Below are 15,016 nucleotides of genomic sequence, written 5' to 3'. Positions count from 1 at the left end.
GGGGCCGTGAGCGGCGACGGAATCTTCGAATCGCTCTCGATCGTCGGGCTGCTCAGCCTCTGTTGTATCGGGCTCGGCGGGATCGCCGGCGGCGCCGCGCTCGCGGGCGGCGGCGCCTCGGCGACCACGGTGGCGACGGGGACGACGAGCCTCCGCGGCGCGCTCGTCTCCGGGCTCGTCACCGCCGCGGCGGTGCTGATCGTCGGACTGGCCGTTAAGCGACGACTGCGCCGGGGCGGCGACGGCGGTGTCGGCGGAGAAACGGACGACGGGACCTGACCCCGGTCAGGCCGCCTCGCCACGCCGGACCCACTCGCGGAGCGTGAACCGGTCGAACTCGGTCTCGTCGGCGACGCCCCATTCCTCCGAGTCCCACGCCGGGTAGAACGTGTCGCCCTCGTAGCTCCCGATCACGTGACTGAGTACCATCCGGTCGAGGTGGGGCTGGAACAGCTCGTAGATCGTTCCGCCGCCGAGGACGTAGACTGGGTCGCCACCGCTGTTGCCGTCGCGATCGGCGATTTCCTCGGCGCGTCGGATCGCCGAGCCGACGCCGTCGGCGACGACCGCGGTCGGAACGTCGACCGCGTCGACGCTCCGGCTCACGACGATCTGGCGGGAGCCGGGGAGGTCGTCGCGCATCGAGTCGAAGGTTCGGCGGCCCAGGATCACCGGCGAGCCCGCGACGCGCTCGCGGTACTGCCGCACGTCGGTCTCGATGTGAGGCCACGGGACTTCTCCGTCCCTGCCGATCGCTCGGTTCTCCGCGAGCGCCGCGACGCTGACGAGTTGCACGGGCTTCGTACGGCCTCGGGCGACAAAAAGCGGTCGGGCGGGGGGACGGGACTGCCAGGGAACAGAGACGAGAGCAGCCGCGCTACTCCGCGACGCCGAGGAGGTCGAACGGGTAGCCGTTGTCGTTGTCGTCGGCCTGCTCGTAGACGACGCGGGCGGCCGCCACGTCCTGGATCGCGAGACCGGTGGAGTCGAAGACGGTGACGCCGTCGACGCCCGCGTCGTCGCCGTCACCCGCGTCCGCATCGTCGCTCCCGAACCCGGCTCCGGTGCGTCCGGGACGGTTCCCGACGACGATCTCGCCGATCTCGCCGTAGATGTCGTCGTCGGTCAGAAGCCCCGCGGCGTAGGGGACGTTTATCTCGCCGGAGTGGGTGCACTGCTCGTGGTCGTCGATGACGATCGTCGCGTCCAACAGGAGGTCGTCGGCGAGCTCGTGTTTGCCGGCCGCGTCCGCGCCCATCGCGTTGACGTGGGTGTGATCGCCCACGTCGTCGAGACCGACGATCGGCTCTTCGACCGGGGTCACCGTCGAGAGCACGTCGCAGTGGCCGGCCTCCGATATCGGGCCAGCTCGCACGTCGAACCGGTCGTCGAAGGCGTTGATGAAGTCGGCGACTCGCTCCTCGTCGAGGTCGCTGATCACGACCTCGTCGATGTCGCGGACCGCCGCGATCGCCTCCAGTTGGGTGTACGACTGGACGCCGGCGCCGACGATCCCCAGCGAGGTCGCGTCCGGGACCGCCAGTTCGTCGGTGGCGACCGCGGCCGCCGCGCCCGTCCGTTTCATCGTGAGCGTCGTCCCGTCGAGGACCGCCAGCGGGAACGCCGTCTCGGGGTCAGAGTAGATCATCGTCCCCATCACGGTCGGGAGGTCGTGGTCGGCGGGGTTGTCGGTGTGGACGTTCACCCACTTGATCCCGGCGGCGTCCCAGCCGGCCTCCTCTGCGGTGTCCTCCGTTCGCACGTCGAGGTAGGCGGGCATCGAGCGGAAGTCGCCGTTGTACTCGGGGAGGTCGATGTACGACTTCGCGGGCATCTTGGCGTTACCGCGCTCGTAGGCCGTGAACGCGCCCCGAACCGCGTCGATGACCCGGTCCATCCGGGCGTTCTCGTCGACATCATCGGAGTTGAGAAGCAGCGTCTGCATGCCGCAAACTTTGCCGGAGGGGTACTTGAACCCTGTTGGATCGACGCCGGACCGCGGGGTGATGGGACCACCGGCAGGCGACGAGGCCGGACTTTGGAGGAGTTCGTCGCTAGACCGAGGTCGACTGGTCAGACACGACCGACGAGAGCGACGCTCCCCTCGAAGAGCCGAACCCCCGCACAGTCGGGAACACGATTATATCGGCTCACGCCGCACGTCCACCCATGAGTCTCTCGCTCGACGCCGACCAGCTCGACCGGTACTCCAGACACGTGATCATGGACGAGGTCGGCCCGGAGGGCCAGAAGCGTCTCCTCGACGCACGCGCGCTCGTGATCGGAGCGGGCGGGCTCGGCGCGCCGGTCATCCAGTACCTCGCGGCCGCGGGCGTCGGCGCCCTCGGGATCGTCGACGACGACGTGGTCGAGCGCTCGAATCTCCAGCGACAGGTGGTTCACGGCGACGCCGACGTGGGCGAGCCGAAGGTCGAGTCCGCGGCGCGGTACGTCGACCGGCTCAACCCCGACATCGACGTGGAGACCCACGAGACGCGGCTTGACGAGGGGAACGTCCGCGACCTGTTCGCCGGCTACGACCTCGTCGTCGACTGCGCGGACAACTTCCGGACTCGGTACGTCGTCAACGACGCGGCTCGGATCGAGGGGCTCCCCGTCGTTCACGGCGCCATCTACAAGTTCGAGGGACAGGCGACGACGCTCGTCCCCGGCGGTCCCTGCTACCGGTGTCTGTTCCCGGAGGCGCCCGAACCGGGGACGGTGCCCGACTGCGCGGCGACGGGCGTGCTCGGCGTGTTACCCGGCACGGTGGGGTGCATTCAGGCGACCGAGGCGATCAAGCTCCTGCTCGACGCGGGCGAGGCGCTGGAGGGGCGCGTCCTCTTCTACGACGCGATGGACATGACCTTCGAGTCAGTGCCGTACCGGCGCAACCCCGACTGCCCGGTCTGCGGCGACGACGGCATCGAGACGATCGAGGGGATCGACTACTCGGGCGGGTGCCGCGTCGACGCGGACTGATCGCGTCGCGGTGCACTCACGACGGAACCGAACGCGCCGCGGGCCGCGCGAACTCACAGCGACCGGTTCGGCATCGTCGCCCCCGCGGCCCCACCGGTCCCGTCGTCGACGAAGCCGGAGCGGACGCACCAGCGGCAGTACTGGTAGCCCGTCCGGTTCTCCGCGCCGCAGTGACGACAGACGACCGTCTCGCCGTCGGCGTCGAGCGGCGGCGGGTCGCCGGCGGGGTCCGACTCCACACCGTTCACCGCGAACCCCGTCGTCTCGTCGCGAGGTGGTTCCGAATCGGATGTCGCGTCATCGGGGACCTCGCGCACCGACCCGAGGAAGTCGGCCGGGTCGCGGTCGGTACGCGTGAACAGCCACGCGAACGCGAGGTTGATCAGAGCCACCGCGCCGAGGATCGCGACGAGCGGGGCGATCTCTGTTCCCGTCATGTGTCGTGTGTTAGCACGCGAAGGATATAGGGGCAACGGTGGCGACGGGGGCCCGGCGGGAGACGACCGCGGCCACGACCGGCGCCAGGATCGCGGTCACAGCCGACACCACGATCGCGGTCACGGCCGACAGACCGAGAGCGTTCCCCGGGTCACTTTATGCGCGCCCGCCGAAAGCGAACGCGTATGAAGGAGACAGTCCACACCGACGCGGCCCCCGCGGCGGTCGGCGCGTACAGTCAGGCGACGACGAACGGCGATCTCGTGTTCACGGCCGGACAGATCGCGCTGACGCCGGACGGCGACCTCCTCGACGACGCGTCGATCGCCGAACAGACCGAGCAGGTCCTCGACAACCTCGTGGCCGTGCTCGACGAGGCGGGCGCGGAGCCGGCGGACGTGCTCAAAACGACCGTGTTCCTCGCCGACATCGACGACTTCGACGAGATGAACGAAACGTACGCGGACTACTTCGAGGAGTCTCCCCCCGCCCGGTCGGCCGTACAGGCCGGCGCCCTCCCGAAGGGCGCCGATGTGGAGATCGAGGCCGTCGCCGTCGTCGAGTGATGGCCGACGACTCCGTCGAGGAGAACGAGACGGAGGGAGTCGCAGACCCGCCGGGCGTCCCGGCGACCCCTCGGGCGAGGGCGCAGTCCGCCGTTCTCTGGGGGCTCGTCGGTGGGTTCGCGTTCCTCGTACTCGCACAGGGGTACCTGCTTCTCGACGGCGACCTCCCCTTCGGGTACGCCGGGGTGTTCGCGCTCGCGGGAGCGATCGCCGTCGCGTCCGGCGGGATCGCGTACGCGACCGAACACCGACTCCACGCGAAAAGAAGGACTTAACAGTCTCACCGGATTATCTCAGGCCGAGCCAGGATGGCCGAGTGGTAAGGCGCACGCCTGGAAAGCGTGTTCCCATCCGGGATCGGGGGTTCAAATCCCTCTCCTGGCGTTCTTCGTCGACGCCGACCACGAGCGAGGAGCGGAGCGACGAGCGAGTCCGGCGTCGACGAGTACAGACGAGGGTTTGAACCAGAGAGTGAAGCGGGCGGAACGACTGAGGTTCAAATCCCTCTCCTGGCGTTCTTCGTCGACGACCTCGAACTCGGAGCCCCGGGTAGCGGCGCTGTTCGCCCATGTCACGGACGCTTCCGCACACCGACAAAAGACTCATATGTATGGGTGGTGTTAGCACGGTTGACGATGCCAGACACGAAATCAGGTCGCGAGCGGAAAGGGAGGAACAAGCGCCGGCAGTTGGAGAGCCACCTCAACCGACGCGAGCTCGACGCCGCCGACGAACCACCGGAACCGACGATCGACGAAGTCGACTCGGAGTACCTCACCGAGAACGAGCTCGATCGGTGACTGCTCGCGGCCGACCCCGCTTCTCCGTTCTCGTTCGGTAGTTCGAACCGGCGTCCCGACAGCAACGCCCTCACAGCGAATCCGGTGACGGCGCCTCGACAGCAACGTCCTCACGGGAATCCGGTGACGGCGCCTCGACAGCAACGTCCTCACAGCGAATCCGGTGACGGCGCCTCGACAGCAACGTCCTCACAGCGAATCCGGTGACGGCGCCCCGACGGCGACGCTCCGGCAGCAACGCTCTCACAGCGACACCCCCGTACGGAGGTATCTCCGGAACCGCCGAGCATCGAAGAGCCACATATAAATACACCAGAAGAGGACGTTCGATCGCGGTGGAGACCCGTGCTAACTATACACACAAAAATCGTCCGAAAGCCGCTGTGTCGGGCGTTTTTCTCGGCTGTCTCGCGGAATTCGAGAGGAGCAGCCGAACGGCGGTCAACGACATATTTATATAGAATCACAATCAATCAAACGGTGTATGAGTCAGCGAATGCAGCAGGGTCAGCCGATGATCATCATGGGCGACGACGCCCAGCGCGTCAAGGATAAAGACGCACAGGAGTACAACATCTCCGCGGCGCGCGGCGTCGCCGAGTCCGTACGCTCGACGCTCGGGCCGAAAGGGATGGACAAGATGCTCGTCGACTCGATGGGCGACGTCACCATCACGAACGACGGGGTCACCATCCTGCAGACGATGGACATCGACAACCCGACCGCCGAGATGATCGTCGAAGTCGCCGAGACGCAGGAGGACGAGGCCGGCGACGGCACGACGAGCGCGGTCGCTATCGCGGGCGAACTCCTCAAGAACGCCGAGGACCTCCTCGAGCAGGACATTCACCCGACAGCCGTCATCAAGGGCTTCAACCTCGCGAGCGAGTACGCCCGCGAGCAGGTCGACGAGGTCGCCACCGAGGTCGACCCCGACGACACCGAGACACTGAAGAGCGTCGCCGAGACGTCGATGACCGGCAAGGGCGCGGAGCTCGACAAGGACACGCTCGCCGACCTCGTCGTCCGCGCGATCCAGGGCGTCACCGTCGAGGCCGACGACGGCTCGCACGTCGTCGACCTGGCGAACCTCAACATCGAGACGCGCACCGGTCGCGCGGCCGGCGAGTCCCGGCTGCTCTCGGGCGCCGTCATCGATAAGGATCCGGTCCACGAGGACATGCCGACCGACTTCGAGGACGCAGACGTCCTCCTCCTCAACGACCCGATCGAGGTCGAGGAGGCAGACGTCGACACCTCCGTCAACGTCGACTCGCCCGACCAGCTCCAGCGCTTCCTCGATCAGGAGGAGGAGCAGCTCCGCGAGAAGGTAGACAAGATCGTGGAGTCGGGCGCCGACGTGGTCTTCTGTCAGAAGGGGATCGACGACCTCGCCCAGCATTACCTCGCGAAGGAGGGCGTCCTCGCGGTCCGCCGGACGAAGAAGTCCGACCTGAGCTTCCTCAAGAACGTGCTCGGCGCGCCCATCGTCAGCGACCTCGACTCGCTCACCGCCGACGACCTCGCGGTCGGCTCGGTCACCCGCGACACCGAGGAGGAGCTGTTCTACGTCGAGGGCGAAGACGCCCACGGCGTCACGCTCCTGCTGTACGGCACCACCGAGCACGTCGTCGACGAGCTCGAACGCGGTATTCAGGACGCCATCGACGTGGTCTCGACGACCGTCTCCGACGGGCGCACGCTCCCCGGCGGCGGCGCGATCGAGGTCGAGCTCGCCAGCCGGCTCCGTGACTACGCCGACTCCGTCTCGGGTCGCGAGCAGCTCGCCGTCGAGGCGTTCGCCGACTCGCTCGAACTGATCCCGCGCGTGCTCGCCGAGAACGCCGGGCTCGACGCGATCGACCTGCTCGTCGACCTCCGCGCGGCCCACGAGGCCGGCGACACCGAGGCCGGGCTCAACGTCTTCACCGGCGAGGTCGAGAACACGACCGAGGCCGGCGTCGTCGAGACGGCCCACGCGAAGGAGCAGGCGATCGCCTCCGCTGCCGAGGCCGCGAACCTCGTGCTGAAAATCGACGACATCATCTCCGCGGGCGACCTCTCGACCGGCGGCGACGACGACGAGGGCGGCGCCCCCGCCGGCGGCATGGGCGGCATGGGCGGCATGGGCGGTGCGATGTAAGCGAGGTTCTGAAAGAACCTCGTTGCCGAGCGGGGAGCGAGCGAGGTCGACCGGAGGGAGACCTCGAAGCGAACGGGACGATGCGTCCCGTGAGCGTACGCGACCCGCGAGGTGTAAGCGTCCGATAGGACACAATTCCCTCCCCAGCGGCCCGCGTACCGCACCTCGAACACGCACGCTTGCATTCCCTCAGTTTCGTTTTTTGGCTCCGTCGAAATCCGTCGCAGTTGCTACCGTTATTCCAGCGATACCCATACGTGATTTAAATGCCTGTGAGCGACGACGATATTCATTTATAAACGAACTGCGGTGGCGTGCGCCTGTGAGCGCCCGAAGGGCGCGAACAGCGCCGCGCGAGGGAGTCAGTCGCCCGGAGCAACGCGGAGGGCGACTGACGAGGCTGGGGAGACGTGAGGTGCGGTGCTGTGTGGGGCGGGGTGGGACTCAAAGGGGCAGTCGCGAGGACGGCGCAGGGGACGTAAGCACTGCAAGGAGCGAACGAAGTGAGCGACTGAAGCGCACAACGAGCGTGCGCCGTCCTCGCGACTGGGGCTTTGGCAGTGTTCACCGTCGATCTGCTGGGGGCCGCTTATAGCCGAGCGGCTGGGGCTTTGGCAGTGTTCACCGTCGATCTGCTGGGGCCGCTTATAGCCGAGCGGCTGGGGCTTTGGCAGTGTTCACCGCGGAGTTGTCGATCACGTATCGCCGAGGATCGCTTCGACGACGCCGGCGTTGCTACTACGCGGCTGATAAACGAAAGAAGTCGGGCGAGACCGCGACGGACCGTTACTTGCCCTGACGGTCGTTGCCGGTGACGCTCGGGCGGGTCTTCTCCGTCCCCTTCCCGCGCGTGCGCTGGCCGCGACCCTTGGTACCGGCGGAGGTGAGCCCGCGGAAGGCCCGCCCCTTGTGGTCGTCGGAGGTGATCCATCCGAGGTCGTCGTCGTTCTCGATCGCGGGGTGGTTCGGATCGACCAGGATCACTTCGTGCCACTTCTGGGAGCCGTCCTCACCGACCCAGTAGGAGTTGAGCACGCGTAGGTTCCGGTACTTGCGGGAGGCCCGCTCCTCCGAGATGCGCTGGATCGACTTGCGCCGCGAGAGCCGGTTGACACCCTGACGCTTCGAGCGGCGGCCCGCCTTGAAGCGCTGCTTGCGGGAGCCGCCCTTGCGGACGCTCACGCGGGCGACGACGACGCCCTGCTTCGCCTTGTAGCCCAGCTCGCGGGCCTTGTCCAGACGAGTGGGGCGCTCGATGCGCTCGATGGCGCCCTCGTCGCGCCACTCCTGTTTGCGCTGCCACTGCAGCTCTGCCAGTTTCCCCTCCTTGGGGGACCGCCACGCCTCCTTGATGTGCGAGTAGAAGCTTCGTGCCATATGTTGTCCGCGGACGGTTGCGATTCAGCCGCGAGGCGGCCACATGTCGTCTCGTCCCGGGACTCGGCGTCGACGGCCACGGTGGCGTCGGCGTCGAAGCCGGTCCCGGCGGCGAGTGCCCGCTGTGTCCGCACCAGCGAGTTGCCCGTACTTCCCGCGGTTCGCCCTTAACCGCTTCGCTACGGCGTTCGCGTGCAAATAAATGACACGCGGGGGACGGCAGAGATCGGGTGTTCAGTACATCGATCGTGGCGCGCCGGATCGCGGTGCGGTAGCGCCGAGCCGACCGACAATTCACATCGGGCCGTCCTGTGCGTCGCCGACGTCCATCCGCCGGACATGTAGGCAGTCGAGGAGCGTAGATACCCCCGCACGCGGCCGGGCACAAGGGCGGGAGTGAAGCGCTCACCGGCAGTCGGACGCAGTCCGACGCCGCCGCCTCGGGTAGGGACCCACACCTGGCCGCACCGCACGCCCCCCTCGATCGATGAGAAGACTCGCAGAGGCACACACCGCGTTCGCGCGGCCCGCGCGTCGGATCGGGAGAGACGGAGACTGCGGGGCAGTCGGTGTCGACGCCGACACCGGTTCGATCTCCTCATAGATACTCCCTGGCGAATACTCGGATAATAACACTCATACGCCCGCGGCGGAGACGACGCGGTATGCCTAAGATAAGCGTCGAGATCCCGGGCGAACTGCTCGACGATCTCGACGACCACGTCGGAGACGAGGGGAAGTTCGTGAACCGCAGCGACGCCGTCCGCGCGTCGATCCGCAAGACGCTCGACGTGCTCGACGAGATCGACGCGCGCCACGACCGGCTCGACGGCGAGGGCGCCGCCGGCTCCGACGGGCCCGCCGGAGACGACGATGAGTGAGGGGACGGCGACGCGGGCGGGGGGCGACGGCCCGTTCGCGGCCGACCCGCTGGACCGCTCAGCGGTGGCAGCCGTCTCGCTGATCACGCTGTTCGTCGTCGCCTTGGCCACCTCGCAGCTCACCGCCGCGAAGGTGATCGCCTTACCGCTCCCGTTCGCGCTCCCGGTCGTGGGTCCGGAGATCACCCTGCCGGGCGCCGCGCTCGCGTACGCGCTGACGTTCCTCGCGTCCGACTGCTACGCCGAGCTGTACGGCCGCCGCGCCACGCAGGTGGTCGTCAACGTCGCCTTCCTGGCGAACTTCCTCGTGCTCGCCCTCGTCTGGTCCACCCTCGCCGCGCCGGGCATCGACCCCGAGGTCGCCGCCGCCTTCGACACCGCCCTCGGCCCCGCGGCGAACATCGTCGCCGGGAGCCTGCTCGCGTACGTCGTGAGCCAGAACTGGGACGTGTTCGTCTTCCACGCGATCCGCGACCGCACCGGAGAGGGACTGCTGTGGCTGCGCAACATCGCCTCGACCGCCAGCAGTCAGGCGATCGACACCGCGATCTTCGTCGGCGTCGCCTTCTACGGGGCGCCGATCCTACTCGGGTCCGGGGACCCCCTCCAGCCGGGCATCCTCCTCGCGCTGGGTCTCGGCCAGTACCTCCTCAAGCTCGCGATCGCCGTCCTCGACACGCCGATCGTCTACCTCGTCGTCGGCGCCGTGCGCGAGTAGCTCCGGGGTCGAGTCGCTCCGGTTCCACCTTTCCCGTTATTTCCTCCTTAGTTGACCGCCAGCGCCCGCGCGGGCGACGCCGGCAGGTCCGCGGGAATTCGCTCGAACGACCCTCCGGCGTCTCGGGTCCGGTAGAGCCCCACGTTGTGTACCGCCCAAACCGTCCCGTCCGTTCGCCCGCTCGCGATGACCGCCCGGTACGTTCCCTCGCCGGTCGGGATCCCCCGGTCGTCGAGGCGCTCGAAGCGGGAGCCGGAGTCAGACGCCGACCGGCGATAGAGGTACGCCTCGCCGCGGCGGTGCGCCGCCATCGCACCGGAGGCCGCGCTCACGAGCGCCGTCTCCGGATCGTCGGGGTCGACCGCGAGCCCCCAGACGTACCCGTGGTCGAGGCCCGCCTCGCGGCCGACGACGCGCCACGAGTCGCCGCGGTCGTCGCTCTCCGCGAACCCGTCGCCCGCGGCCGCGTACACCCGATCCGGCGCGTCCGGGTGCGTCGCGAGCGCGTGGTTGTCGCGCCGGGACCCCTCGGGTCGGTCGACCCACGTCTTCCCGCCGTCCGACGTGACGACAAGTGCGCCGGCCTCCACGCCCACGAACCACCGGTCCGGGTCCGCCGGACACGGTTCGATCCATCTGACGTGGTGGGTGTCCGGTCGGGGCGGGAACGACCACTCGGACGCGGAGGGGACCTCGGTCAGTCCGCCGACTCGCTCGGCGGTCACCCCGCCGTCCGTCGACCGATACACCCGCGAGGGCTCCGTACCGATCCAGACGACAGCGGGGTCGTGCGGGCTCGTCGCGACCGCGGTAACCGCCCGCGGTCCGGATCCGCCGGGACCGAGGGTATCGACGGCGACGCGCTCGAAGGACTCCCCGCCGTCGGTCGACCGGAACAACCCCGCGTCGAACGTCCCGACGAGCACCCGAGCGGCGGCGTTATCGCCTTCCGCCTCGGGAGTCTCGGCGTCAGCGTCGGAGACGGGGGTGACCGAGAGACACTCGATCGCCCGGTCCGCCAGCCGGAGCGAGACCGATCCCGTCTCGGGGTCGACGATCCGGAGCCCGTCGTCGTAGCCCGCGTGAACGCGTGTCTCCATGGCCCGACGTTGGACACGCGGCGGCAAAAGGCTTCGACGAGCGCAAGAGACTTACCCGACGCTCCCGTGTGAACTGTACGCATGGATCTCCGCGTGAAGGGGGATGTTCCCCCCGACCCGTTTCTCGGCGCCGCCGACCTGTTCGAGACCGAGTGGTCCCTCGACGACCCGGTCCACGTGAAGGTGCGCGAGGACCCCGACGAGCGGACGTGGGCCGGCCACTACGACGGCTATCACGTCCTCAACGTCTCGAAGCGCGCCGCCACCAGCGCGATGGCCCGCGAGCTCGCCGTCCACGAGCTCTCGCACATGGCCCGCTACGAGGAGGGCCACCCTTCCCACGTCCAGTCGACGGAGGAGGCGCTGTATCTGGGACTCGCCGGCGAACAGGTGGAGCGGCGTAAGCTCGCTCACTGTTACCAGATCGCGAATCACATGAAAGACATCTACGCCGACGACATCACGCTCTCGGTCGCGCCCGCGAACAAGCTCCTCGGCTTCCTCGAATCGACCCTCGCGGCCGCCGTCGCCGATCGCCCCGACATCTCGCGGGACGGCTCTCCGCCGGTCACGGGCGGAGCGGACCCGGAGATCACCGCGGTCAACGCCGCGTTCGCGCTCGCCTTGGTCGAGCGACACGAGATCGCCGGCCCGGACCACCGGATCTACGACCTCGCGCGCGCGGCGGGCAGCGACACCGACGCCGTCGACGTCGACGCGTTCAAGCGCCGGTTCCTCGAGCTCGGTCCCGATCCCTCGGAGAGCGACTACCGGAAGGCGCTCGTCGCCGCCGCCCGCGCGTACGCCGTTTGAACGTCAACCGAGAGTCAGATAGCGCCTCGAAGCCGGGTTGCGGATCGGGCTTCGCGAGGGGAACAGATCGTGTTCGACTTCTACTCAGCGTCGTTCGGGGTCGCCTCGGGGTCGGCGCTCGACTCCACGACCCCGTCGTCGGCGACTCGGTCGACCGAGCCGTCGGAGTCGGCCGACTTGGCCGCCTCCGCGGGCTCGAGCACGGTGACCCGGGCGGACATGATCCGGGTGTTGTCCACCCGCTCGATCCGGATCCGGATCCCGTCGAACTCGATCTCTTCCCCCTCCTCGACGAGGCGCCCGGCACGGTTGAACACGAAGCCGGCGAGCGTCTCGAACTCCTCGCCCTCGGGGAGGTCGATCCCGAGAATCTCGTTGACCTCGTCGATGTTCACCTCGCCCTGCACGACGGCGACGTTCTCCTCTAAGAACTCCACCGGGGCCTCCTCGTCGCCCTCCAGGATCTCGCCGACGATCTCCTCGACCATGTCTTCGAGGGTGATGATCCCCTCCGTGGTCCCGAACTCGTCGATAACGGTGACCATCTGGAGGCGATTGTCCTGCATCTCCGCGAGCAGCTCGTCGGCGTTCTTCGACTCGGGGACGTGGAGCGTCGGCTTGACGACGCGCTCCAGGGAGGGTTCGCCCTCGGAGTAGCGCAGCTCGCGTACCAGGTCTCGCACCGTGACCACGCCGATGATGTTGTCGAGGTTCCCCTCGTAGACGGGGACACGCTCGTGGTCGGCCTGAATGCACTTCTCGATCGCCTCCTCGACCGAGGACTCCTTCGCGACCGCGGTGACATCGAGGCGAGGCGTCATCACCTCCTTGGCGATGGTGTTGTTGAACCGGAAGATGCGGTCGAGCATCTCCCGTTCCTCCTCCTCGATGACCCCTTCGCGCTCGCCCGTCTCGATGATGTCTTGGATCTCGTCGCGGGTGACGTACGTCGACTCGATGGCGGACGAGCCGCCGATGACCTTGTTGACCCCTTTCACGATGTAGTCGAAGAGGACGACGAGTGGATAGAGCGCGTACTCCGAGAGCTTCAGCGGGCGGGCGATCCGGAGCGCCCACGACTCGGTGTTTTCGACGGCGTACGACTTCGGCGCGCTCTCGCCGAAGATCAACACGAGCGTCGTGATGCCGAACGTCGTCGCCAGCACCGACTCCCCCCGCGAGAGATAGATCCCGAACAGCGCGGTCGCGATGGAGGTCATCGCCACGTTGACAATGTTGTTGCCGACGAGGATCGTCACCAACAGGCGGTGGGGGTTCTGTTTCATGTCGCTGATCGTCTTCGCGCCCGTTACACCCTCGTCCACGAGGCTGTCGACGCGGTGTTGCGGCAGCGAGAACATGGCGATCTCCGACGAGGAGAAGAACGCCGACAGCCCGACCAAGATGAGAATCGCGGCGACGCCGAGAATAGTTACGACGCCGTCTGCGGGCATCGGTATCTGGAGGAGGTCGGTCACTGGCACGCTAGACGACAAGCCCATATTCGTTTGTTTTCTGTCGCCCCGCGATTAAAGCGTTCCCTTCGGACACCCTCACGGCCGGCGCATCGGATCCCTCGGCCACCCTCGGGCACTCAGGCGGCCGACAGCGACGCGAGTGGTTCGACACCGAAGCCCGCGGTCCGAGGCGCCGCCTTCTCGAATACCGCCGTCGACACGATTACCCGTCTCGCCGGCGAACAGCGGGGCATGAGCGAACCAGCGATCACCCTGTACCGACTGCAGGCGTGTCCCTTCTGCGAGCGCGTCGTCCGCACCCTGAACGAGCTCGGCTTGGAGTACCGGTCGCGGTACGTCGAGCCGATGCACTCCGAGCGCAACGTCGTCAAGCGCGTCTCCGGCGCGCGCAGCGTGCCGGCGATCGTCGACCGCGAGACGGGCGTGACCATGTCCGAGAGCGCGAACATCGTGGAGTACCTGGAGTCCACCTACGCCGAGGGGGGTGCCTGAGATGCCCGACTTCGACGTCGTCTCCCTGCCCGAGACCGATCACGTCGACGAGGGCGACACGGCGCCCGACTTCACCCGGCCGCTCGTCGACGAGGAGTACTGGGAGGACCGCGCGCTGAGCGAGGTCGTCGACGGGCCGACCCTCCTGTTGTTCCACCCGATGAACGGCGCGTTCCAGGCGACGTACCTCTACAACACCGTCGACGACCACGGCTGGGCAGACGATCTGGAGGTCGTCGGCGTCTCGATCTCCTCGCCGTACGCCCACAAGCGCCTGCTCTCCGAGCGGGGCGACGGGGCCCGGATCTTCTCCGACCCCGGCGCGGGCGTGATCGGAGAGTACGGCCTCGAACACGACATCGACGGCATGACCGGGATCACGGAGTCGCGCCCGGCAGTCTTCCTCCTCGACGCCGACCGCACCGTCGAGTACGCGTGGGTCGCGAGCGAACACCCCGAGTTCCCCGACGCCGAGCCCATCGAGGACGCGATCGACCGTCTCGTCGACTGAGACGGGGCGGGAGTGCCGACTCCGATCGACCCGTTGGCCGATCCCGACCGCGACACCCCCACTCGTCACCCTTTTTCGCGACCGTCACGAACGGATCTCTGTGACAAAGGACAGCGACGCCCTCCGACGAGCGATCGAGGCGGCCACCGACGGCGACCTCGTGGTCTACCCCACCGAAACGGTGTACGGGCTCGGCGGCGACGCCCTCGATCCCGCCGCCGTCGAACGGGTCTTCGAGCTGAAGGGTCGAGAGCGCTCGAACCCGCTCTCGCTCGGCGTCCCGAGCGCCGACGCCGCGCTCCGCTACACCAATCCCACGGAGTTCGCGGTCGCGTTCGCTCGGGCGTTCCTGCCGGGTCCCGTGACCGTGATCGTCGAGCGCGGCGACGCGGTCCCGGACGCGCTCACCGCCGGACGCGACCGGGTCGGGATCCGCGTCCCTGACCACGCGGTCGCCCGCGAGCTACTCGGGGAGACCGGGCCCCTCACCGCGACGAGTGCGAACGTCTCCGGACGGGGGAGCGTCACGCACCCCGACGACCTCGACGACCGGATCCGCGAGGGGGTCGCGGCCGTCGTCGACGACGGCGAGACGCCGGGCACCGAGAGCACCGTCGTCGACCCCGAGTCGAGGACGATCCACCGCCGCGGCGCGATGGCGGGGGCGATCGAGGCGTGGCTGGACGACCCGCCGGTGTAGGAGCCGAGTCGAAACCG

The 15,016-nt window shown here is 68.1% G+C and carries 18 protein-coding genes and 1 tRNA gene; 13 read left to right on the top strand and 6 right to left on the bottom strand.

All coding sequences use genetic code 11. The features are described from left to right. Positions 1-6 precede the first annotated feature (6 nt). Positions 7-279, top strand: a complete 273-nt coding sequence (locus tag C471_RS11845; RefSeq protein ID WP_004049340.1) for a hypothetical protein — start codon at positions 7-9, stop codon at positions 277-279. 6 nt (positions 280-285) lie between these two features. Here C471_RS11845 and C471_RS11840 read toward each other — a convergent pair whose 3' ends face one another. Together C471_RS11840 and C471_RS11835 are read right to left on the bottom strand one after the other, a co-directional pair. Continuing rightward, positions 286-795 carry a dihydrofolate reductase gene (locus tag C471_RS11840; protein ID WP_004049338.1) on the bottom strand — a complete coding sequence of 170 codons (510 nt, stop codon included), beginning with the start codon at positions 793-795 and terminating at the stop codon, positions 286-288. 82 nt (positions 796-877) lie between these two features. Continuing rightward, positions 878-1,945 carry an ornithine cyclodeaminase family protein gene (locus C471_RS11835; protein WP_004049337.1) on the bottom strand — a complete coding sequence of 356 codons (1,068 nt, stop codon included), beginning with the start codon at positions 1,943-1,945 and terminating at the stop codon, positions 878-880. Positions 1,946-2,169: 224 nt separating this feature from the next. Between C471_RS11835 and ubaA the strand changes: the two genes are divergently transcribed. Continuing rightward, entirely contained in the window at positions 2,170-2,982 is an 813-nt protein-coding gene (gene ubaA / locus C471_RS11830) for an SAMP-activating enzyme E1 (protein WP_004049335.1), read from the top strand. A 53-nt stretch (positions 2,983-3,035) separates the two neighbouring features. On the opposite strand, the gene C471_RS11825 is transcribed toward ubaA, so the two are convergent. After that, entirely contained in the window at positions 3,036-3,419 is a 384-nt protein-coding gene (locus tag C471_RS11825; protein ID WP_004049333.1) for a DUF7577 domain-containing protein, read from the bottom strand. Between the two features lie 186 nt (positions 3,420-3,605). Here C471_RS11825 and C471_RS11820 point away from each other — a divergent pair, with 186 nt between their 5' ends. From C471_RS11820 to thsB, 5 genes are all read left to right on the top strand, one after another. Further along, positions 3,606-3,986: a Rid family detoxifying hydrolase gene (locus C471_RS11820; RefSeq protein WP_004049331.1), complete on the top strand. Its 381-nt coding sequence runs from the start codon at positions 3,606-3,608 to the stop codon at positions 3,984-3,986. Beyond that, positions 3,986-4,261 carry a hypothetical protein gene (locus C471_RS11815; RefSeq protein ID WP_004049329.1) on the top strand — a complete coding sequence of 92 codons (276 nt, stop codon included), beginning with the start codon at positions 3,986-3,988 and terminating at the stop codon, positions 4,259-4,261. Before C471_RS11820 ends, C471_RS11815 begins: the two co-directional genes overlap by 1 nt. Before the next feature lie 27 nt (positions 4,262-4,288). Then, positions 4,289-4,370, top strand: a tRNA-Ser gene (locus C471_RS11810). 251 nt (positions 4,371-4,621) lie between these two features. Next, a complete protein-coding gene (locus tag C471_RS17480; protein WP_169332432.1) occupies positions 4,622-4,786 on the top strand; it encodes a hypothetical protein in 165 nt (54 codons plus the stop codon). A gap of 496 nt (positions 4,787-5,282) precedes the next feature. Then, positions 5,283-6,929, top strand: a complete 1,647-nt coding sequence (gene thsB / locus C471_RS11805) for a thermosome subunit beta (RefSeq protein ID WP_004049326.1) — start codon at positions 5,283-5,285, stop codon at positions 6,927-6,929. A 786-nt stretch (positions 6,930-7,715) separates the two neighbouring features. On the opposite strand, the gene C471_RS11800 is transcribed toward thsB, so the two are convergent. Then, complete coding sequence (locus tag C471_RS11800) at positions 7,716-8,306, bottom strand: 50S ribosomal protein L15e (RefSeq protein WP_004049324.1); 591 nt, start codon at positions 8,304-8,306, stop codon at positions 7,716-7,718. A gap of 665 nt (positions 8,307-8,971) precedes the next feature. On the opposite strand from C471_RS11800, the gene C471_RS11795 reads away from it, so the two are divergent. Both C471_RS11795 and C471_RS11790 read left to right on the top strand, forming a co-directional pair. Next, positions 8,972-9,187: a ribbon-helix-helix domain-containing protein gene (locus tag C471_RS11795; RefSeq protein WP_004049322.1), complete on the top strand. Its 216-nt coding sequence runs from the start codon at positions 8,972-8,974 to the stop codon at positions 9,185-9,187. Further along, positions 9,180-9,905: a queuosine precursor transporter gene (locus tag C471_RS11790; RefSeq protein WP_004049320.1), complete on the top strand. Its 726-nt coding sequence runs from the start codon at positions 9,180-9,182 to the stop codon at positions 9,903-9,905. The genes C471_RS11795 and C471_RS11790 overlap by 8 nt, the downstream gene beginning before the upstream one ends. Positions 9,906-9,952: 47 nt before the next feature. Here C471_RS11790 and C471_RS11785 read toward each other — a convergent pair whose 3' ends face one another. Further along, positions 9,953-11,005: a WD40/YVTN/BNR-like repeat-containing protein gene (locus C471_RS11785; RefSeq protein WP_004049318.1), complete on the bottom strand. Its 1,053-nt coding sequence runs from the start codon at positions 11,003-11,005 to the stop codon at positions 9,953-9,955. A gap of 81 nt (positions 11,006-11,086) precedes the next feature. On the opposite strand from C471_RS11785, the gene C471_RS11780 reads away from it, so the two are divergent. Next, on the top strand, positions 11,087-11,818 hold the full coding sequence (locus C471_RS11780; protein WP_004049311.1) for a DUF5781 family protein: 732 nt from the start codon (positions 11,087-11,089) through the stop codon (positions 11,816-11,818). 80 nt (positions 11,819-11,898) lie between these two features. Here the strand turns inward: C471_RS11780 and C471_RS11775 are convergent, their stop codons facing one another. Further along, a complete protein-coding gene (locus tag C471_RS11775) occupies positions 11,899-13,320 on the bottom strand; it encodes a hemolysin family protein (RefSeq protein WP_049909348.1) in 1,422 nt (473 codons plus the stop codon). Between the two features lie 207 nt (positions 13,321-13,527). Here C471_RS11775 and C471_RS11770 point away from each other — a divergent pair, with 207 nt between their 5' ends. The 3 genes from C471_RS11770 to C471_RS11760 all read left to right on the top strand — a co-directional run bounded on the left by C471_RS11770 (position 13,528) and on the right by C471_RS11760 (position 14,999). Continuing rightward, positions 13,528-13,788, top strand: coding sequence for a glutaredoxin family protein (locus tag C471_RS11770; RefSeq protein WP_004049307.1), 261 nt, complete (start codon positions 13,528-13,530; stop codon positions 13,786-13,788). 1 nt (position 13,789) lies between these two features. After that, positions 13,790-14,299, top strand: a complete 510-nt coding sequence (locus tag C471_RS11765; protein ID WP_004049305.1) for a redoxin domain-containing protein — start codon at positions 13,790-13,792, stop codon at positions 14,297-14,299. 100 nt (positions 14,300-14,399) lie between these two features. Further along, positions 14,400-14,999: an L-threonylcarbamoyladenylate synthase gene (locus tag C471_RS11760; protein ID WP_004049303.1), complete on the top strand. Its 600-nt coding sequence runs from the start codon at positions 14,400-14,402 to the stop codon at positions 14,997-14,999. Positions 15,000-15,016 lie beyond the last annotated feature (17 nt).

The organism is Halorubrum saccharovorum DSM 1137 (assembly GCF_000337915.1).
Lineage (GTDB): Archaea > Halobacteriota > Halobacteria > Halobacteriales > Haloferacaceae > Halorubrum > Halorubrum saccharovorum.
This window is presented reverse-complemented; position numbering and strand designations above follow the sequence as displayed.